Source organism: Conyzicola nivalis (genome assembly GCF_014639655.1).
Classification (GTDB): Bacteria; Actinomycetota; Actinomycetes; order Actinomycetales; family Microbacteriaceae; genus Conyzicola; species Conyzicola nivalis.
This window is the reverse complement of the sequence record NZ_BMGB01000002.1, coordinates 421,067-438,874: the sequence shown is the minus strand read 5'-3', so window position 1 is coordinate 438,874 and position 17,808 is coordinate 421,067. Positions and strand designations below refer to the sequence as shown.

Here is a 17,808-nt window from a genome sequence, read left to right as displayed (position 1 = left end):
CCACGTTCGTCACAGTGCGGCCCGGCGGTGCGGTCGCGCCTAGCGGAACCGCCGCCCCTCATCGCGGCGGAAGAGCACGAGCGCCAGCGCGAGCAGCAGTGCGATCCAGCCGAGCAACCCCAGCCAGGTCAGCGGTTCGATCTCGCCGCCCTGCACCGCCCAGATCACGAAGTCGCGGGCCTGCCGCGACGGGAGGAACTGCGAGATCGCGTTCAGCCAGTCCGGAAACAGCACCGGCGGCAGGAAGAGTCCGCCGGCGAAGGCGAGGGTGAAGAACGCGATCTGGATGACCGCGATCGCCGCCTTGGTCGAGAGCGCGTAGCCGATGCAGATGCCCATCAGCATAAACGGCAGGGCGGCGACGATGATCGCGAGCAGTCCGTAGAGCAGCTCGAGCGGGGTGGCCCGGGCTTCGGTGAGCAGCCGGCCGATGATCACGAGCGGCACGAGGGCGACGATCGTCATCAGGCCGGTCGAGAAGATGTGCGCGAGCACGCGGGCGATGCCGGGCGCGGGCAGCGTGCGCAGGTACGGGTCCCACGGCTTCTCGCGGTTCTCGGAGATGCCCAGGCCGAAGCTGAACAGACTCCCGACCATCACGGCGAAGACGCCCATCGAGATGACCGCCTCGGTGGCGTACTGCTCGTTCTGGGCGACCGCCGACTGCGGCACCACGAAGAAGAGCAGGGCGAGGGCCGGGAAGACGATGGTGCCGATGACGGAGACCGGCACCCGCATCGTCTCGAGCAGCGAGTACTTGGCGTGCAGCAACGTGAGACTGGCAACAGACATCAGCCCTCGATCCTTTCGTCCGCGGTATCGGTCAGGGTCAGGAACGCCTCTTCGAGGGTCGCGCCGCGCACGGTGAGGTTGGCGAAGGGTATGCCCGTGCGCACCAGTTCGACGATGAGGGCGTCGGAGTCCTGCACATAGAAGGTGGTTCCGGATGACGCGGGCTCGTGTCCCACGACGTGGGGCAGCCCGGCGATTCGGTCGACCTGAGGCGAGTCGAGGGTGACCTGCCGCAGGCTCACCCGTGCGAGCACGTTGCCGAGGGTGTCGTCTTCGAGCACCCGGCCCCCGCCGAGTACGACCACACGTTCGGCGAGCGCCTCGATCTCCTCGAGGTAGTGGCTCGTGATCACGATCGTCGCGCCGGCGTCGTGCTGGCGGCGGATCGCCTCCCAGAGAACCCGGCGCGCGTCGACGTCGAGTCCCGTGGTCGGTTCGTCGAGCAGCACCAGTTCGGGTCGCCCGACGAAGGCGAGGGCGACACTCACCCTGCGTTTCTGGCCGCCGGACAGCGCACCGGTCTGCTTGCGCGCCAGCTCGGTGAGTCCGAACTCCTCCAGCACCTCGGCGACCGGCACCGGATTCTCGAAGTGCGCGCCGACGAAGTCGAGCACCTCGCCCACGCGCAGCGTCTCCGGCAGCGCCGTCGCCTGCGGTGTCGACCCGAGCCGCAGCCGGTTGCGGGCGTTCTGCGGCGAGCCGCCGAACAGCTCGACCGTGCCCTGCGTCGGGCGGCGGAGGCCCTGCACCAGCGAGAGCAGTGTCGTTTTGCCCGCGCCGTTCGGACCGAGCAGGCCGACTATCGAGCCGGCGTGGATGTCGAGCGTCACGTCGTCGAGGGCGGTCACGTCGCCAAAACGGCGGGAAACGTGGCTGAGACCGGCAAGTTTTGTCATTTCGCTTCTCCCAATACCGATCGCAGTGTGTCCATGTAGTCCTCGAACGCGCGGCGGCCCTTCTTGCTGAGGCCGAGGTAGGTGATCGGGGTGCGGCCCTTGTGGGTCTTCGTGATGTCGACGTACGCGGCGTCTTCGAGCTTGCGCAGGTGCGTCGACAGGTTGCCCGCCGTCATGTCGAGCAGCTCCTGGAGGCGGGGGAAGGAGATCGACCCGTCCGCCTCGAGGGTCGACAACGCCGCCATGATGCGAAGGCGCGCCTGGGCGTGGATGACCGGGTCGAGCTCATCCACGGTGTCCGCCGTTCGCTGCCTCGCGGACGCGGCGCTGTTGCACGGCGCCGAACGCGGACAGGGCGAGGAACGCGATGCCGCCGGCCAGCGCGAGGAAGAGGTAGTGGCCGGGATAGCCGAAGAACGGCGCGACGACGGCGATGAGCACGAGCCAGCATCCCGCGACCACCGAGGGAACCGCGTGCCAGATCGCGCCGGCGATGACGTACATGATCCCGGCGAAGAGCACGTACGCGCTGGGGTAGTAGAAGTTCGCGAGTTCGGCGGACATGCCCTGGTAGCGCAGCGCGCCGCCGAACACGGCGAGCGCGGTGGCGCCGATCGACCAAGTGACGCCGTAGACGGTTCCGGTGAAGGCCGACGCGGTGTTGCCGCGCATGCCCCGGCCGCTGCGGATGCCGAGCCAGGCGGAGAATCCGCCGCTGATCAGGACGGTCGCGATGAAGATCGGAACGGCGACGCCGAGCGGCAACGAGAACGCCGGCTGCAGACCGTCGATGAGCCAGAGCGATCCGAACCCGATCAGCCAGGTCAGTCCCCACGCGAGCGTGATGTATGGCACGAACGCGCCCATCTGCGTCTCGACGCTGCGTTGCTGGTTCTGCAGCAGGGCGTACATGGCGGCGGGATCGAGTGGGGCGTCCGAGTCGGGCGAGCCCGGGGCATCCGGTCTGCCGCTGTTGTTCGTCATAGGTACTTTGTATCGCAAACTAGTCTGCGGAGTCAATAGCCTTTCGCCACGCGCCTCCTGTCGCTCCGACGGGGGCACCGAGGCGACTTCGCGTGCGATCGGCGCTCGTGCGGCATTCCGTTCTTGCCGTGCACGCTGCAGCGCAGCTGTGCGTTCGATCTGGGCGGGCCGACCCAATACGCTATTCTGAATCGATGATCACCCGCAAAGGGCAGGCAACCAAAGAGCACATCGTCGAGACGGCCGCGACTTTGATGGGGCAGTTCGGCGTTGCCGGCACTAGCGCGGATGACGTGCGCAAGGCCGCGGGAGTCAGCGGATCCCAGCTGGCCCACTACTTCGGAAGCAAGCAGGCGCTCGTGCGGGCGGTCATCAGCCACCAGTCCGAGTCGGAAGCGGTGGTCGTTCACCCCATGCTGCGTCCGCTCGACAGCATGGTTGCCCTCCACGCGTGGGCCGATGCCGCGGTCGAGAATGTGGATCACGACAGTGGCTACGGCGCCTGCACGCTGGCGATGCTCGCCGGCTCGGTGAGCCCCGGCGACGAACAGACCAGGGTCGAGCTCTGCAGCGCCTTCACGCGTCTGCAGCTCCTGCTGCGAGACGGTCTCAGTGCGATGCGCGACCGGGGCGACCTCCGCTCAGACGCCGATCTCGACGAGCTGTCGATGGTGCTGCTCACGGCCCTCCAAGGAGGCACTCTTTTGGGACAGACGATGAAGACGTCGACACCGATGCGCTCGGCGATGAACGCCGCGCTCCGCTACGTGGAGTCCTTCGCCGCCTGAGCGCGATCCGGGCGCGCTCACCTGTCGCCCGCTGCTCGGCGACGCGACGCGACGCCCGGCACCTTCGCGGCGCCCTGCCACCGCATGCGTGCGTATACCCGTGCTCGGCGACGCCTTTCACGCGGAATGGGTTGATCAACCCATTCTGTGCAAGGATTGGGTCAATCAACCCAAAAGGAGCACCATGTCGGATCTCGCAGGAAGAACATCCCTCGTCACAGGAGCCACATCGGGCATCGGGCGTGCGGTGGCGGAGCTGCTCGCGCAGCACGGTGCTGACGTCGTCATCCATGGCCGCGATCCCCGGCGGGGAGCGGAGGTGGTCGAGTCGATCAGCGCCAACGGGGGCGCTGCTCGGTTTGTCGCCGCGGACCTCGGCGACTCCCGGGACGTCGAGCGGCTAGCCCGCGAGGCGGGCCCGGTCGACATCCTCGTCAACAACGCCGGCATCTACGAGTTCGCGTCCACCCTCGCGACCACGGCCGAGAGCGTCGACCGGCACTTCGCCATCAACGCACGCGCACCCTTCCAACTGGTCGCAGCTCTCGTGCCCCACATGATCGAGCAGAACTACGGCGCGATCGTGAACATCAGTTCGGGCGCGGCCACGACCGTCATGCCCGCCGGTGCTGTCTATGGGGCATCAAAAGCTGCCCTCGATGTCTTCACGCACTACTGGGCATCTGAGTTCGGCGCCCACGGCATCCGTGTGAACGCCGTCGCTTCCGGCCCGGTTCGCACCCTCGGAACGGAGTCGATGCTCGCGGCCGCCGGCGATGCGATGGACAACACGACGGCACGCGGTCGAATCGGCGACCCGGCTGAGATCGCCGCGGTCGTGCTGTTCCTCGTCCAGTCGGGCAGCAGCTACGTCAATGGCGCGATCGTGGCCGCCAACGGCGGAAGACGAACCGCGCTACCCAGCTGAGCCCGGCGGCCGCACCACCACGACTGGGTAGCCCTCTCCTGAAGATCAACCCCGCACCGAGCGGGATCCATACGACCATCACTACTCACTGAGGAAACCCACCGATGAGCACCACTGACGAACCACCCGTGACCCGCGCGACCTACCTGAAACTCGCCCTCCTCTCCGCAGGGCTGTTCCTGACAGGCACGAACGCATTCGTGATCGCCGGACTACTCCCCACCCTGGCCGAGGCATTCGACACCACCCGAGCAACGGTCGGATACTCGATCACGGTCTACGCCCTGGTCATCGCCATCGCTGCACCCGCGGCGTCGATACTGCTCGGCCACGTCTCACGTACCACCCTCATCGTCTCCGGGTTGTCCCTCATGGCGATCGGCATCCTCATCACCGCAATGGCACCGACCATCGAGGTCTTTATCGTCGGTCGTGCCATCGGCGCCCTCGGTGGAGCTGTTCTCGTGCCGACCTCGACGGCCGCGGGACCCGCGCTTCTGCCCCCGAAACGGGTAGCGACGGCAATCGCCGTCGTCACACTCGGATTCAGCCTCGCGACCGCCGTCGGCGCCCCCGCAGGCACCGCCCTCGCAGCAGCATACGGATGGCGCACCCCGCTGTTCGTCATTGCCATCCTCGCGGTTCTGCTCGCCGTCACCGTCGCCCTCGTCGTCCGTCACGTTCCTATTCCCCCGATTGCCTCTGTCCGTCAGAGACTGCGCCCGTTGCGCGACGCGCGTGTCAGTCTGGGACTCGTCTCGACGCTGCTCCTCATCCTCGGTTTCAACATCGTTTACCTGTTCAGCGCCTCCGTCACCGAGGAATCCACCGGCGGCTCGGGCGGGCTCCTCGCGCTCTTACTACTCGCGTTCGGCCTCGGCTCGGTGGTCGGGAACGTGATCGCCGGCCCGATCACCGATCGCTTCTCCGCCCGGAGAACATTCACCGAGCTGGTGATCATGCAGGTAGTGATCCTCGTGCTCATCGCGCTCATCGGTGGCACATTCTGGATCGAGGTCGTGTTGTTCGTCCTCTGGGGTGCCACGGCTCTCGGCGCGACGATTCCGATTCAGCACCGCCTGGCCACCATCGACCGGGCTACTACAGGCCTCACCCTGTCGTGGTTCACTAGCGCCCAATACCTTGGGATCGCCATCGCCCCGGTGGTGGCGACCACCGCGGCAGGACTGGCCGGTGCAAGCCTCATCCCCATCGCCGGCGCCGTCGTGCTCGCCGTGTGCATCGTCACCTTCCGGCTCGGCTTCGCAAGAAAGTCAGGTGCACGCGGATCCAACGCCGGGTAGCGGTCGACCTCGACGCGGCCGGCCGCCTGAGCCGGTGTAGCTGTCAGGCCGCTATCGCGAACTCGAGATGACGGCGAGGCAGGCGATCTGGAGCGTCTCAGCGATCTTGTCGGGGTCGCTCAGGTAACCGTTCACCATCGCCCCGTCGCGCAGCATCAGCAGCTGCCCGGCGGTGGTATCTGCGTCTGCCGCGCCGGCATCCGTCGCGATCTCCGCGAGCACCTCGCGTGTCCATCGGCGATGCGCGTCGACGACGACGCGCACAGGGTCCTCCGGGTCGGGCGTCTCGGCGGCGGCGTTGATGAACGGACAGCCACGGAATCCGGGCATGCAACTGGCGGTGCCGATGACCTTCGCGATGTTCGACAGGGCGTCTTCTGGACCGGCCTGATCGCGGGCGGATTCGATGGCCGCTCGCTCTCCCGCGGCCTGCAGCTCGAGGTAGGCGACGATGAGGTCGGTCTTGGTGCGGAAGTGGCGGTAGAAGGTGACCTTAGTGATGCCCGCCTGCTCGATGATCCGATCGGCGCTCGTCCCGCGGATCCCGTTGGCGTAGAACAACTCGGTCGCGGCATCCAGGATGCGGTCTCGCGCAGATCCGTCGCGTCCGCGGGTCGTCGCCGGTGTGATTGTGCTCACCGATTCCTCCTTTTCTCGACTCGCGGCTTGCGCCGCGATCGCCTTCACTCTAGAGTCTCCATTGTAGACGTACTAGTTCGTCTACATAGCTCGCGAGGGCTATTCATAGTCAGGAAAGGCAACATCATGAGTGCAACAGTCGTCCTCGTCCACGGAGGCTTCGTCGATGGATCGGGTTGGAGAGGTGTGTACGACGAGCTCCGCGCCGACGGAATCGACGTTCGCGTCGTGCAGAACGCGACCAAATCGCTCGTCGACGACGCCGCCACCACCCGCGACGTCGTCGACGCCGTTGACGGACCCGTGGTTCTCGTCGGCCACTCCTACGGCGGAGCTGTCATCACGGAAGCCGGCAACCACGAGAAGGTCGCCGCCCTCGTTTACATCGCCGCGTTCGCGCCCGATCAGGGAGAGTCCGTCAACACGCTTCTCGGTGGGTTCCCGCAGGACGGCCCGCAGCCGCCCATCCTGCCGCCCGTCAACGGTTACCTCTTCCTCGACCGCGCCAAGTTCCACGAGTCGTTCGCCGCGGACACCTCGCCTGAGGATGCGGCGTTCCAAGCCGACTCCCAGGTGCCGTGGGGACTCGACGCGCTCGGCGACGTCGTCACCGAAGCGGCCTGGCGTTCGAAGCCCAGCTGGTACCTTCACGTCGGCGACGACCGGATGATTCCTCCGGTCGTGCAGACATCGATGGCCGAGCGCATCGGCGCCACCGTCGTCGAGACTCCGGGCAGCCACTCGATCTTCGTCTCGCAGCCGAAGGTCGTCGCCGACCTCATCCGCAATGCCGTGACCGCCGTCACCGAGTAGAACCTCGCCATGCTCGGCCGCCGCACCAACCCGTTCGGGTGCGGCGGCCGGCTGTGAACGACTCTTGACCATTCGGTGGCGCGAGCCTCTGGTGCCGGTGTCGACGGACCATGAACTCCGGGAATCGTCACAATCTCAGTCGAGGTGGGCGGCGCGGAATCGACCAAGCCCAGCAATGCTCGTGGCCGGATTCCGGGCCTCCCCAGCCGTACGAGGTCGCTCTGAGAGTCGTCCTCCGGAACGAGTCCATTCCCGACGACTTCCTCACGGACTACACAGGTCAGTGGACGACAGCGGCCCGCTCTCCTATCGAACCGACGATGGCGCCCACGGCCGACTCGACCGAGCGTCCCGTGGCCAACGAGTCCTCGGACTCGGAGTCGTAGACGAACGCGGTGACCCCGCGGCGCATGCCGCAGTAGTCGACGATGCCGTTTTCGATCTGGGTGCTGAACGAACGCGCATAGCCATGACGGTCGAACGACTCCCCTGCGGTGCCCGAGACGGGAAGAAGGTGCATGCGAAGGCGCCCCAGCCGCGGCACGATTCTGCCGTTGTCGTCGACGTCGAAGGCCCAGCCGGAAACGAAGACGCGGTCGATCCAGCCTTTCAGCAGTGCCGGCATCGACCACCAGTAGACGGGGAAGACGAGCACGACGTCGGTCGCCCCGTCGAGCCTGTTCTGCTCGGCGACGACGTCCGCGCCGGGCTGCCGCTTGCCCAGATACAGATCACGGTCGGCGAGCGTGAAACCCGGATCGAACTCCTCCTGAGCCAACGGAGCGATACTCGCCCGATCGGTGCCCAGCGATTCCCGCAGCTGCTCGGCGACGCGATGGGTGAGGGAGTCGGCGTCGGGATGCGCGATGACGATGAGGGTGCGCATCCCTCCAGGTTGACCCAGGAGGCCTGCACGTTTGTCCACCGCGACGCTCTGCTTTTGCCGCATCGCCGCCTACACCTGCACGTTTGTGCATTAAGACGACACCTGCCGTGTGGGCGAGAGGGTGCTGCCTAAGCTTCTCGACGGATCGCGGCAACGAGGCTCGCGGCCACACAAAGGAGTGGAATGAAACCGACACTGGTTAGGCGCAACGGCTTCTGGCTCGCCTTATCGCTGGTACTGATGGTCGTGTCGTCGATCGTGGCGTCTGCAGTGCAGACCTCCGGCTACACCGTGACCGTCAAAGACATGAACTGGGAGACGGCGTCCGGCCAGTCGATGAGCGCCCTGCTCTACAAGCCAAACGGGGTTTCCGCCGACAAGCAGGCACCGGCCATCGTGGTTTCCCACGGCTGGTGGAACAACAAGGAGATGCAGGACGCCAACTACGTCGAGCTCGCCCGCCGCGGCTATGTCGTGGTGTCGATCGACATGTACGGCCACGGCGACTCCGACTACCTGCCGGCGACCAACCTGGAGCTCGGCGGCACCGGCATGTACGACGCGGTGAAGCTCGTCGCCGACCTGCCCTACGTCGACTCCGACAAAATCGGTGTGTCGGGTCACTCCAACGGCGCGCGCGCGGCCAACTTCTCGGTCGTCCTCGACAACGAGGCCGACGAGCAGCTCATCGACGCCGTCTTCCTCGTCGACAACGACCCCATCTACGTCGACGCGGACGGCGCGTACACGAACGTCTACGGCGACCGCGACACGGGTCTCGTGGCCGACCAGTACGACGAGTTCTTCTTCCGCAGCTACAACGCGGAAGGTGTCGCCGTCACGGCGCCGCGCGACTACATCGGCACGCCCAACGCCCAGTCGTTCCTCAACCAGGGAGTCGACCCGGCCGAGGAAGGCGAGGAAAGGGAGGCCAACACCGTCTACGACGACGACTCCATCCGCGTGGTCTACACCCCGGCGCAGACCCACCCGTGGGGCACGATCTCGAAGCAGACGGTTTCCGACCAGCTCGAGTTCTGGCAGGAGGCATTCGGCGCGCCCGAGGCGATGGACTCCGGCTCGCAGATCTGGCAGTTCAAGGAGGCCTTCACCGCTCTCGGCCTGATCGGCTTCATGATCTTCCTGCTCGCCTTCGCGCGCGCACTGCTGACCACTCGCGCGTTCGCGGCACTGCGCGCCGACGCCGTGCCGGTCGCGGCCAACACCCGTACGGGACTGGGATGGTTCTGGGGAGGCCTGGTCGTGTCGGCCGTCTTCTCGGGGGTCAGCTACGTCGCCCTCAGTCAGGCGCCGTGGATCAACAGCATCGCGTTCAACGCCGCGCCCACCCCATTCACGCAGGGTGCGACCTTCTTCATCGCCTTCTGGGCGGCGGTCAACGGCATCGCAGCGATCGCGATCATGGTCATTTCCTACCTGCTCTTCGGCCGTAAGAACGGCGTGAAGGTGCGCGACCTCGGACTGCTCCCCGGCTGGAAGAAGCTCCTGCAGAGCGTCGGCCTGGCCGCGGTCACGGTGGCCGCGGCGTTCGGGCTGGTCTTCCTGTCCGACTGGCTGTTGCACACTGACTACCGGTTCTGGGTGATCGCGGTGAAGGACTTCGAGCCCGACAAGCTGTGGATCGCGCTGCTCTACCTGCCCTTCTTCCTGGTCTACTTCGTGGCCAACTCCGTGGCGATCAACGTCTTCAACCGGTTCACTCTCCGCGGCCGCGAATGGGTCAACACGGCAGTGCTGGCGCTCGCCAACGCGGCGGCACCGATCGTGCTCGTCGTCGCCCAGTACGCAACGTTCTTCATCACGGGCGAGACGATCCCCGGATTCGGCGGCATCTTCAGCATCTGGCTGTTCCCGGTCATCGTCATCTTGGCGGCCACGGCCGTGCTGTCGCGCAAGCTGTACCGCGTGACGGGCAACCCGTACGTCGGCGGCTTCATCAGCGCCGCGGTAGTGACGCTCGTGTCGGTGACCAACACCCTCACGGTCACCTACTGACGCTGGCGCTGATGGCGTAGTCGAAGCCCCGGGCCGGTCGGTCCGGGGCTTCGTCCGTCTCGGGTCGGACGCATCAGCTCACTGACCGACGACGCCGCTCTCGTAGGCACGGATCACGGCTTCGACGCGGTTGCGCAGCCCGAGTTTGGCGAGCACCCGACCGACGTTGGCCTTCACCGTCGACTCGCTGAGGTGCAGGGTCGTGGCGATCTCGCTGTTCGTCTCTCCCCGGCCGATCAGGACGAAGATTTCCCGTTCCCTCGGGGTAAGCGCGTTCAGAGCCTCGTCGGCGTCGAGCGTGCGCCGCTGCAGCAGGTGCGGGGCCGCGACCTCGATCAGTTTCGCGGTGATGCGGGGCGACACGACGGCGTCGCCCGAGTGGACGGCGCGGACCGCCGCGACGAGATCGTCGGGACGGGTGTCTTTCAGCAGGAAGCCTGCCGCGCCGGCATCGAGGGCGCCGAAAGCGTATTCGTCGAGGTCGTAGGTGGTGATGACGAGAACCCGGGTCTCCGGATAGAGCTCGGTGATACGTCGCGTGGCCTCCACGCCGCCGACCCCGGGCATCCGGATGTCCATCAGCACCACGTCGGGCCGAAGTCGGCCGACGGCGCCGATCGCCTGCGTGCCGTCTGATGCTTCGCCGACCACGATCATGCCGGGGTTGGCCTCGAGCATCAGCCGGAATCCGTATCGGACCAGTTCCTGGTCGTCGGCGAGCAGTACCCGGATGTTGTCGATCACGATTGTGGATCTCCGCTTCGTAGTCGCGCGAGGACGCGCCATCCGCCCTCGACGTCGGGTCCCGCATCGACGGTTCCGCCGTACAGCGCCACCCGCTCCCGGATACCGAGGAGACCGCGGCCCTCCTCCGTGCCCGCCGCGATCGGGGGCCCGTCGTCCCGGACGTGAATCGTCACGTCGTCCGCCGTCCAGGCAACCGTGACCGTGACCGCGCGCACCTGTCGGGCATGGCGGAGCACGTTCGTCAGCGACTCCTGCACGATCCGATAGACCGTGAGGCCGAGACCGGGATCGGTCGAGGGTGTCCCCGCCACGGTGAGCCGGACCGGCAGTCCGGCTGCGACGAACTCGCCCGCGAGCGTGGCGAGCCGCGACGCGTCTGGTTGCGGCTCGTGCTCCTGCGCGGACCCGCCGTCGTCGCGCACGCTACCGAGCAGTCGTCGCACTTCGCCGAGGGCCCGACGGCCGGTTTCGGCGACGCGGGCGATCGCTGCTTTCGCTTCGGCGGGACGATCGTCTGCGGCGGCGTGCGCGCCGTCGGAAACCGCGATGATCACGGAGAGGCTGTGCGCGATCACATCGTGCATCTCGCGGGCTATCCGTTCGCGCTCGAGGGCGCGGGCGATCTCCACCTGCTGGTCGCGCTCTCGCGCGAGCCGCTCGGCCCTCACGACCAACTCGCCGATGTACCGACGTCGGTGCCCTGCGTTCGTGCCGAGGAGAGCGACGATCAACAACACGGCGGCAATGATCAGAAAGACGTTCGCCCAGTCCAGGAGCGGGTCGCGGCCGAGGATTCGCGGTGCCAGGCCGAGGATGGGGGGCCCGACGGTTCCGCGCATCGACAAGGCCACAGCGCCGATCGCGGCGCTGGCCATCGCGATACCGAAACTGAGCCAAGCGATCCTCCCCTTGTGACGCGCGCCCGCGCTGTACACCGCGACCACCGCGAGCAACGACTCGGCGCCCGAACCGCACGCCAGGGAGAGCACCGACAGAGTCACAGCGGCCCCGAAGGACAGCCGCGGATATCGGTGTCGGATCGTCAGTGCGGCCAGACCGCCGATGCCCAGCAGGACCATCGGCCACAGCGGAGTCGAGTGTGGCGGTTCGAGCGACAGAGCAGCCAGACCGACGGCCAGCACGGCGTACACCGCCGCGATCAGCGCGTCGGCGGCGCTGACGCGACGAGGCGCGGGAATCAGGCGTCCTTCCGACGCAACTGAATGGCTCCCATGACAATGAAGATACCGGCCCACGCGGCGGCGACTATCCATCCGGCCCCGTAGCTGACGTACCCGTCCGCCAGATCCAGAAGGGCTCCTCCGCCGTCGGGCGCGTTCGACATGGCGTCGCCGGCCTTCGACATCGACAGGAGGTGGAGGTTCCTGACCAGGGTCGAGGCGGGGAGGACGGACAAGACGATCGGCAGCAGCAGGATTATCGAGATGACGGTCGCCACCGCGGCAGCGACCGAGCGCAGCACGGTCCCGATGCCCAGACCGAGGATGCCCGAGAAACCGATGTAGGCGGCCGCGCCGACGAGCGCGGGCAAGACACCAGGAGCGGTCAGACCGACCTCGATCCCCAAGGCGGCGAACATCGGGTAGGTCAGTGCCCACGAACCGAAGAGTGCGACGAGGGCCGAGGCGGTCACGGTGAGGAAGACCACGACCGCTTTGGCGGCGAGGACGGCGCCCCTGGCCGGCGCGGCGATGAGCGTCGATTGGATGGTTCCGCTCGAGTATTCCGCGGTGATCACCAGCACCCCGAGTACGCCCGCGATGAGCTGCCCGAACAGAACGGTTCCGATCGTCACCTGATCCAACAGGAAGCCCACCGAGGGTTCGTCCGGCACACCGGCACCCTCTGCGGTAATGCCCAGCACGGCGCTCACACCGAGCCCGGTGACGATGATCGCCACCAGAAGCCCCACTGTCGAGCGAAGACTCGTGAGCTTGATGAACTCCGACCGGAGCACGCCGGTGAATCTCAGACGTTCGTGCTCGGGGATCGCTCCCGCGCGCTGGTATTCGAGGGCGTTCATTCGCGTGCTCCTGTTCCTGCGGTGTCGGACGACCGGTATTCGACCTCACCGGCGGTGAGGGCGATGTATGCGTCTTCGAGGGACCCCGCCACCGAGGCCACCTCGTACAGCGCGACTCCGGCTCCCGCCGCCGCGATAGCCACCTGTTCCGCGGTCAGTCCGGTGATCTCCATCGCGCCGTCGGCGAGGGCCGAGACGACCACGTCCGGTCCGGCGACAGTCGCCATCAGCAGCTCTGCGTGCGGCGTGCGCACGCGGGTCACGGAACGCGTAGCCCCCGAGATGACGCTGTCGATCGAATCATCCGCCAGGATCCTCCCCCGCCCGATCACGATGAGGCGGTCGGCGGTCTGTGCCATCTCGCTCATCAGGTGCGACGACAGCAGAACGGTGCGGCCCTCCGCCGCCAGAGCGCGCATCAGGGTCCTCACCCAGCGCACGCCCTCGGGGTCCAATCCGTTCACCGGTTCGTCGAGGATGATCGTCGCCGGGTCGCCGAGCAGAGCGGTGGCGATGCCGAGCCGCTGGCCCATTCCGAGCGAGAATCCGCCGACCCGTTTGCCTGCGACAGAATCGAGTCCTGCCAACCCGATGACCTCCCGGACGCGGGAGGCACCGATCCCGTGTGTCGCGGCGATCGACAGCAGGTGCCTGTAGGCCGAGCGTCCGCCGTTCGCCGCCTTGGCGTCGAGCAGCACACCGACCTCGCGCAGCGGAGCACGGTGCTCGCGGTAGAGACGCCCGTTCACTTCGACCCGACCAGCCGTCGGCCGGTCGAGCCCGACCATCATCCTCATCGTGGTGGACTTCCCGGCCCCGTTCGGCCCGAGGAATCCCGTCACCTGGCCGGGCCTGACCGTGAAGTCGATCGCGTCGACCGCGACCTTGTTTCCGTAGTGTTTGGCGAGTGCCACTGCTCTGATCATTTGGTTACCTTTCGCATACCGACGACGCTAGGCGCGGGTCGCCGTCGGCACAGTGGACCCCGGTCTCGACGTCTTTCGCGACCCGGTACCTGGGTACCGGCAGGGGCGCGGTGTGCGAGCGCACGTCGGCGGCGACGCACCGCGGAGCCTTAAGCTGGAGGGCCGATGTCTGACGTACCCACCGTGATCTCCTTCCCCGCCGACCTCCCCGTGAGCCAGCGCCGGGAGGACATCGAGCGCGCCATCCGCGAGAACCAGGTCGTGATCATCGCGGGCGCCACCGGCTCGGGCAAAACGACGCAGATCCCGAAGATGCTGTTGTCGATGGGCTACGAGAGCATCGGGCACACGCAGCCGCGCCGCATCGCCGCACGCACCATCGCCGAGCGCATCGCCGAGGAACTCGGCCAAGAGGTCGGCGAACTCGTCGGCTACCAGGTGCGGTTCACCGACCGCGTCGGGGCCGACACCAAGATCAAGCTGATGACCGACGGCATCCTGCTCAACCAGATCCACCGCGACCGCGATCTGAAGAAATACGACGCGATAATCATCGACGAGGCGCACGAGCGCAGCCTCACCGTCGACTTCCTGCTCGGCTATCTCAAGCAGCTCATGCCGCGGCGCCCCGACCTCAAGATCATCATCACGAGCGCGACGATCGACCCGGGCAGCTTCTCGCGGCACTTCGACGACGCCCCGATCATCGAGGTCTCGGGACGCACGTACCCGGTCGAGGTGCGGTTCCGGCCGTTGGTGGCGGATGCGCAGCCGGATGCAGACGAAGAGTCCGCGGCAGCGGCGGTCGACCGCGATCCCATCGAGGGCATCAACGCGGCGCTCGACGAGCTCGCGCGCGAGGGAACCGGCGACGTGCTCGTGTTCCTCAGCGGCGAGGCCGAGATCCGCGATGCCGAAGACGCGATCCGCGGACGGAACCTGCCCAACACCGAGGTGCTCCCCCTCTACGGCCGCCTGTCGAGCGCCGACCAGCACAAGGTGTTCCAGCCGTCGACGCAGGCCGGCACCCGCCGCCGCATCGTGCTCGCGACCAACGTCGCCGAGACCAGCCTCACCGTGCCCGGCATCAAGTACGTGATCGACGCCGGTACCGCCCGCATCTCGCGCTACAGCGTGCGCTCGAAGATCCAGCGGTTGCCGATCGAGGCCATCTCGCAGGCCTCGTCGAACCAGCGCTCCGGCCGTTCCGGCCGCACGAGCGACGGCATCGCGATCCGGCTGTACAGCGAGGAGGACTTCCTCAAGCGCGCCGAGTTCACGGAACCGGAGATCCTGCGCACCAACCTGGCCGCGGTCATCCTGCAGATGATCTCCCTCGGCCTCGGCGACATCGCGAATTTCCCCTTCCTACAGCCGCCCGACAGCCGCGGCATCAAAGACGGCCTCGACCTGCTGCGCGAACTCGGCGCGGTCGACGGCGCCGGCGAGACCCCGCGTCTCACCCAGGTCGGCAAGCAGCTCTCGCAGCTGCCCATCGACCCGCGACTCGCCCGCATGATCATCGAGTCGAAGAAGCACGGAACCACGCGCGAGGTCATGGCGATCGTCGCCGGGCTCTCCATCCAAGACCCGCGCGAGCGCCCGCTTGAGAAGCGCCCGCAGGCCGACCAGGCGCACGCGCGCTTCGCCGACCCGACGAGCGACTTCCTCAGCCTGCTGAAACTCTGGGACTACCTCAAAGAGAAGCAGACCGAACTCAGCGGCAATCAGTTCCGCCGCATGTGCCGCAGCGAATACCTCAACTACCTGCGCATCCGCGAGTGGGAAGACGTCTACCGGCAGCTCACCCGCCTCGCCAAGCAGCTCGGCCTGCACGTGGGCGAGCCGCACACGAACCCCGACGGCATCCACCGCTCGCTGCTCGCCGGACTGCTCAGCCAGATCGGGTTGAAGGATGTCGCGAAGAAGGACTACGTCGGCGCCCGGCAGTCGCGCTTCGTGATCTTCCCCGGATCCGCTCTGGCCAAGAAGCAGCCCGCCGCGATCATGAGCGCCGAGCTCGTCGAGACCAGCCGCCTGTTCGCCCGCGCGAACGGCGCCATCGACCCCGCGTGGGCCGAGCAGATCGCCGGCGACCTCGTCAAGCGCAGCTACTCCGAGCCGCACTGGGAGAAGCGCCAGGGTGCCATCGTCGCCTACGAGCGCGTCACCCTCTACGGCGTGCCGATCGTGCTGAAGCGCCGGGTGCAGTTCTCCCGCATCGATCCGGCGTACGCGCGTGAGCTGTTCATCCGGCACGCGCTCGTCGAGGGCGACCTCGTCGCCGAGACCCTCAAGGGCCGCGACTGGGACTTCGACCGCGCCAACCGCGCGCTGCGCAAAGAGCTCGCCGAGCTGGAAGAGCGAACCCGCCGCCGCGACATCCTGTTCGACGACGAGGCGATCTTCGAGTTCTACAACCGCCGCATCCCGCCCGAGGTCGCCAGCACCAAGAGCTTCGAGGGCTGGTGGAAGAAGGAGCGCCAGAGCAACCCCGCCTTCCTCACCATGACCGCCGAGAACCTGGTCGACGAGCCGGAGGCGACGGTCGACGAGAACGCGTTCCCGAGCGTCTGGCACCAGGGCGACCAGCGGCTCGCGCTCACCTACCGGTTCGAACCCGGCGCGGAGGACGACGGCGTGACCGTCAACATCCCTATCGCGCTGCTCGCGTCGCTCAAGCCCGAGGGCTTCGACTGGCAGGTTCCGGGTTTCCGCGAGGATCTGGTGACGGCACTCATCAAGAGCCTGCCGAAGGAGATCCGGCGAAACGTGGTGCCCGCCGGCGACTGGGCGCGGAAGCTGCTGTCCTCGGTCGCTGAGCCTGTCGAAGGGGGCGCTTCGACGGGCTCAGCGACCGCGCTCGCCCAGTACCTCGCCGACGAGATCCGGCGGCAGACCTACACGCCCGTCGCCCCCACCGACTTCGACGTCGACCGCGTGCCCGCCCACCTGCGCGTCACCTTCGCGGCGATCGACGAGCGCGGCAAGGTCACGGCCTCGTCGAAGGTGCTCAGCTCGCTGCAGTTGCAGCTCAAGGCGACCGTGCGGGCGAGCGTGGCGAAGGCCTCGGTCACCCCGAAGAGCGACCTCGAACGCCAGGGCCTCACCACGTGGGACTTCGACGAGCTGCCGACGACGCTCGATACGAAGCACGGGAGCGGTGTCATCCGCGCCTATCCCTCCCTCGTCGACGAGGGCAAAACCGTGGCGATCCGCCTGCAGTCGACGCCCGAAGACCAGGCCCGGGCCATGAAGGCGGGAGTGAGGCGGATGCTGCAGCTCGCGATCCCCGCGCCGACCGCGTATGTGCAGCAGCACCTGACCTCCGCTGAGAAGCTGTCGCTCGCGACGAGCCCCTACAAATCCACAGGCGACCTGTTCGCGGACTGCATGGCCGCGTGCATCGACGACGTCCTCGGCGACACCGCGATTTTCACCAGGGCCGAGTTCGAGGCGGCAAGGGACAGGGTCTCGGCGACGATCGTCGACGCAATGTTCCAGACGGTGGCGCAGGTGAGCGCGATCCTGCTCGCGGCTCGGGCCGCCGAGAAGCTGATCTCGAAGACGTCGAGCATGGCGTTGCTCGGCCCGCTCGCCGACGCGCGGGAGCAGTTGAGCGACCTGGTCTACCCGGGCTTCGTCGCGGCGACCGGTGCGACGCAGCTGCGCCGCATCCCCGTCTACCTCGCCGCGCTCGCCCACCGCATCGAACGGCTCGCCGACAACACCGGCCGCGACCGCGTCTGGCTCTCGGAAATTCAGGAAGCCACGCAACGCTACGTGTCCGCCGGCGGCGACCTGCCGCTGCAGAACGACGCCCCCGAGCACCTGCGTCACGCCCGCTGGATGCTCGAGGAGCTGCGCGTCTCGCTCTTCGCGCAGCACCTGCCGACCGCCGAGCCGGTGTCGCTGCAGCGCATCACGAAGGTGCTCGGCGGCGGATAGGTTTCTGCGGGTTGAGTAGGTCGCTCAGCGACCGTATCGAAACCAGATCCGCGATTCTCATGGTTCAGTTCGCGCTGACATCAACACGAACTGAACC

Annotated in this window: 16 protein-coding genes; 6 read left to right on the top strand and 10 right to left on the bottom strand. The window is 67.2% G+C overall.

Annotated features, from left to right (window positions below; all coding sequences use genetic code 11):
- Nucleotides 1-39 precede the first annotated feature (39 nt).
- From IEV96_RS15610 to IEV96_RS15595, 4 genes are read right to left on the bottom strand one after another with little or no spacing between them, the layout of a single operon-like run.
- Nucleotides 40-792 carry an ABC transporter permease gene (locus IEV96_RS15610; RefSeq protein WP_188511656.1) on the bottom strand — a complete coding sequence of 251 codons (753 nt, stop codon included), beginning with the start codon at nucleotides 790-792 and terminating at the stop codon, nucleotides 40-42.
- A complete protein-coding gene (locus IEV96_RS15605) occupies nucleotides 792-1,688 on the bottom strand; it encodes an ABC transporter ATP-binding protein (protein WP_188511655.1) in 897 nt (298 codons plus the stop codon). Before IEV96_RS15605 ends, IEV96_RS15610 begins: the two co-directional genes overlap by 1 nt.
- The gene (locus IEV96_RS15600; RefSeq protein WP_188511654.1) at nucleotides 1,685-1,981 is read right to left on the bottom strand and encodes a transcriptional regulator; all 297 of its coding nucleotides are present in this window, start codon (nucleotides 1,979-1,981) and stop codon (nucleotides 1,685-1,687) included. The genes IEV96_RS15605 and IEV96_RS15600 overlap by 4 nt, the downstream gene beginning before the upstream one ends.
- On the bottom strand, nucleotides 1,974-2,672 hold the full coding sequence (locus IEV96_RS15595; protein WP_188511653.1) for a hypothetical protein: 699 nt from the start codon (nucleotides 2,670-2,672) through the stop codon (nucleotides 1,974-1,976). Before IEV96_RS15595 ends, IEV96_RS15600 begins: the two co-directional genes overlap by 8 nt.
- A gap of 194 nt (nucleotides 2,673-2,866) precedes the next feature.
- On the opposite strand from IEV96_RS15595, the gene IEV96_RS15590 reads away from it, so the two are divergent.
- The 3 genes from IEV96_RS15590 to IEV96_RS15580 all read left to right on the top strand — a co-directional run bounded on the left by IEV96_RS15590 (nucleotide 2,867) and on the right by IEV96_RS15580 (nucleotide 5,692).
- Entirely contained in the window at nucleotides 2,867-3,460 is a 594-nt protein-coding gene (locus IEV96_RS15590; protein WP_188511652.1) for a TetR/AcrR family transcriptional regulator, read from the top strand.
- Nucleotides 3,461-3,644: 184 nt separating this feature from the next.
- On the top strand, nucleotides 3,645-4,388 hold the full coding sequence (locus IEV96_RS15585; RefSeq protein WP_188511651.1) for an SDR family NAD(P)-dependent oxidoreductase: 744 nt from the start codon (nucleotides 3,645-3,647) through the stop codon (nucleotides 4,386-4,388).
- 104 nt (nucleotides 4,389-4,492) lie between these two features.
- Complete coding sequence (locus IEV96_RS15580) at nucleotides 4,493-5,692, top strand: MFS transporter (protein ID WP_188511650.1); 1,200 nt, start codon at nucleotides 4,493-4,495, stop codon at nucleotides 5,690-5,692.
- Between the two features lie 51 nt (nucleotides 5,693-5,743).
- On the opposite strand, the gene IEV96_RS15575 is transcribed toward IEV96_RS15580, so the two are convergent.
- A complete protein-coding gene (locus IEV96_RS15575; protein WP_229733454.1) occupies nucleotides 5,744-6,331 on the bottom strand; it encodes a TetR/AcrR family transcriptional regulator in 588 nt (195 codons plus the stop codon).
- A gap of 126 nt (nucleotides 6,332-6,457) precedes the next feature.
- Here IEV96_RS15575 and IEV96_RS15570 point away from each other — a divergent pair, with 126 nt between their 5' ends.
- On the top strand, nucleotides 6,458-7,144 hold the full coding sequence (locus IEV96_RS15570; RefSeq protein WP_188511649.1) for an alpha/beta hydrolase: 687 nt from the start codon (nucleotides 6,458-6,460) through the stop codon (nucleotides 7,142-7,144).
- A 280-nt stretch (nucleotides 7,145-7,424) separates the two neighbouring features.
- On the opposite strand, the gene IEV96_RS15565 is transcribed toward IEV96_RS15570, so the two are convergent.
- On the bottom strand, nucleotides 7,425-8,030 hold the full coding sequence (locus IEV96_RS15565; RefSeq protein WP_188511648.1) for an NAD(P)H-dependent oxidoreductase: 606 nt from the start codon (nucleotides 8,028-8,030) through the stop codon (nucleotides 7,425-7,427).
- A gap of 183 nt (nucleotides 8,031-8,213) precedes the next feature.
- Here IEV96_RS15565 and IEV96_RS15560 point away from each other — a divergent pair, with 183 nt between their 5' ends.
- Complete coding sequence (locus IEV96_RS15560; protein ID WP_188511647.1) at nucleotides 8,214-10,046, top strand: alpha/beta hydrolase family protein; 1,833 nt, start codon at nucleotides 8,214-8,216, stop codon at nucleotides 10,044-10,046.
- Between the two features lie 78 nt (nucleotides 10,047-10,124).
- On the opposite strand, the gene IEV96_RS15555 is transcribed toward IEV96_RS15560, so the two are convergent.
- From IEV96_RS15555 to IEV96_RS15540, 4 genes are read right to left on the bottom strand one after another with little or no spacing between them, the layout of a single operon-like run.
- Entirely contained in the window at nucleotides 10,125-10,832 is a 708-nt protein-coding gene (locus tag IEV96_RS15555) for a response regulator transcription factor (protein ID WP_188511646.1), read from the bottom strand.
- Nucleotides 10,787-12,049 (bottom strand): sensor histidine kinase, encoded by a 1,263-nt coding sequence (locus tag IEV96_RS15550; protein WP_229733452.1) that lies wholly within the window; start codon nucleotides 12,047-12,049, stop codon nucleotides 10,787-10,789. Before IEV96_RS15550 ends, IEV96_RS15555 begins: the two co-directional genes overlap by 46 nt.
- Nucleotides 11,992-12,837, bottom strand: a complete 846-nt coding sequence (locus IEV96_RS15545; RefSeq protein ID WP_188511644.1) for an ABC transporter permease — start codon at nucleotides 12,835-12,837, stop codon at nucleotides 11,992-11,994. Before IEV96_RS15545 ends, IEV96_RS15550 begins: the two co-directional genes overlap by 58 nt.
- Nucleotides 12,834-13,763 carry an ABC transporter ATP-binding protein gene (locus IEV96_RS15540; protein WP_188511643.1) on the bottom strand — a complete coding sequence of 310 codons (930 nt, stop codon included), beginning with the start codon at nucleotides 13,761-13,763 and terminating at the stop codon, nucleotides 12,834-12,836. Before IEV96_RS15540 ends, IEV96_RS15545 begins: the two co-directional genes overlap by 4 nt.
- A 165-nt stretch (nucleotides 13,764-13,928) precedes the next feature.
- Between IEV96_RS15540 and hrpA the strand changes: the two genes are divergently transcribed.
- Complete coding sequence (gene hrpA / locus IEV96_RS15535) at nucleotides 13,929-17,711, top strand: ATP-dependent RNA helicase HrpA (protein ID WP_188511642.1); 3,783 nt, start codon at nucleotides 13,929-13,931, stop codon at nucleotides 17,709-17,711.
- The last annotated feature ends 97 nt before the right edge of the window (nucleotides 17,712-17,808 follow it).

What these genes read in the sequence shown, in the direction of transcription:
- IEV96_RS15610 (WP_188511656.1), bottom strand. Translation starts at nt 792, where the DNA reads ATGTCTGTTGCCAGTCTCACGTTGCTGCACGCCAAGTACTCGCTGCTC.
- IEV96_RS15605 (WP_188511655.1), bottom strand. Translation starts at nt 1,688, where the DNA reads ATGACAAAACTTGCCGGTCTCAGCCACGTTTCCCGCCGTTTTGGCGAC.
- IEV96_RS15595 (WP_188511653.1), bottom strand. Translation starts at nt 2,672, where the DNA reads ATGACGAACAACAGCGGCAGACCGGATGCCCCGGGCTCGCCCGACTCG.
- IEV96_RS15590 (WP_188511652.1), top strand. Translation starts at nt 2,867, where the DNA reads ATGATCACCCGCAAAGGGCAGGCAACCAAAGAGCACATCGTCGAGACG.
- IEV96_RS15585 (WP_188511651.1), top strand. Translation starts at nt 3,645, where the DNA reads ATGTCGGATCTCGCAGGAAGAACATCCCTCGTCACAGGAGCCACATCG.
- IEV96_RS15580 (WP_188511650.1), top strand. Translation starts at nt 4,493, where the DNA reads ATGAGCACCACTGACGAACCACCCGTGACCCGCGCGACCTACCTGAAA.
- IEV96_RS15570 (WP_188511649.1), top strand. Translation starts at nt 6,458, where the DNA reads ATGAGTGCAACAGTCGTCCTCGTCCACGGAGGCTTCGTCGATGGATCG.
- IEV96_RS15565 (WP_188511648.1), bottom strand. Translation starts at nt 8,030, where the DNA reads ATGCGCACCCTCATCGTCATCGCGCATCCCGACGCCGACTCCCTCACC.
- IEV96_RS15560 (WP_188511647.1), top strand. Translation starts at nt 8,214, where the DNA reads ATGAAACCGACACTGGTTAGGCGCAACGGCTTCTGGCTCGCCTTATCG.
- IEV96_RS15555 (WP_188511646.1), bottom strand. Translation starts at nt 10,832, where the DNA reads ATGGCGCGTCCTCGCGCGACTACGAAGCGGAGATCCACAATCGTGATC.
- IEV96_RS15545 (WP_188511644.1), bottom strand. Translation starts at nt 12,837, where the DNA reads ATGAACGCCCTCGAATACCAGCGCGCGGGAGCGATCCCCGAGCACGAA.
- IEV96_RS15540 (WP_188511643.1), bottom strand. Translation starts at nt 13,763, where the DNA reads ATGATCAGAGCAGTGGCACTCGCCAAACACTACGGAAACAAGGTCGCG.
- hrpA (WP_188511642.1), top strand. Translation starts at nt 13,929, where the DNA reads ATGTCTGACGTACCCACCGTGATCTCCTTCCCCGCCGACCTCCCCGTG.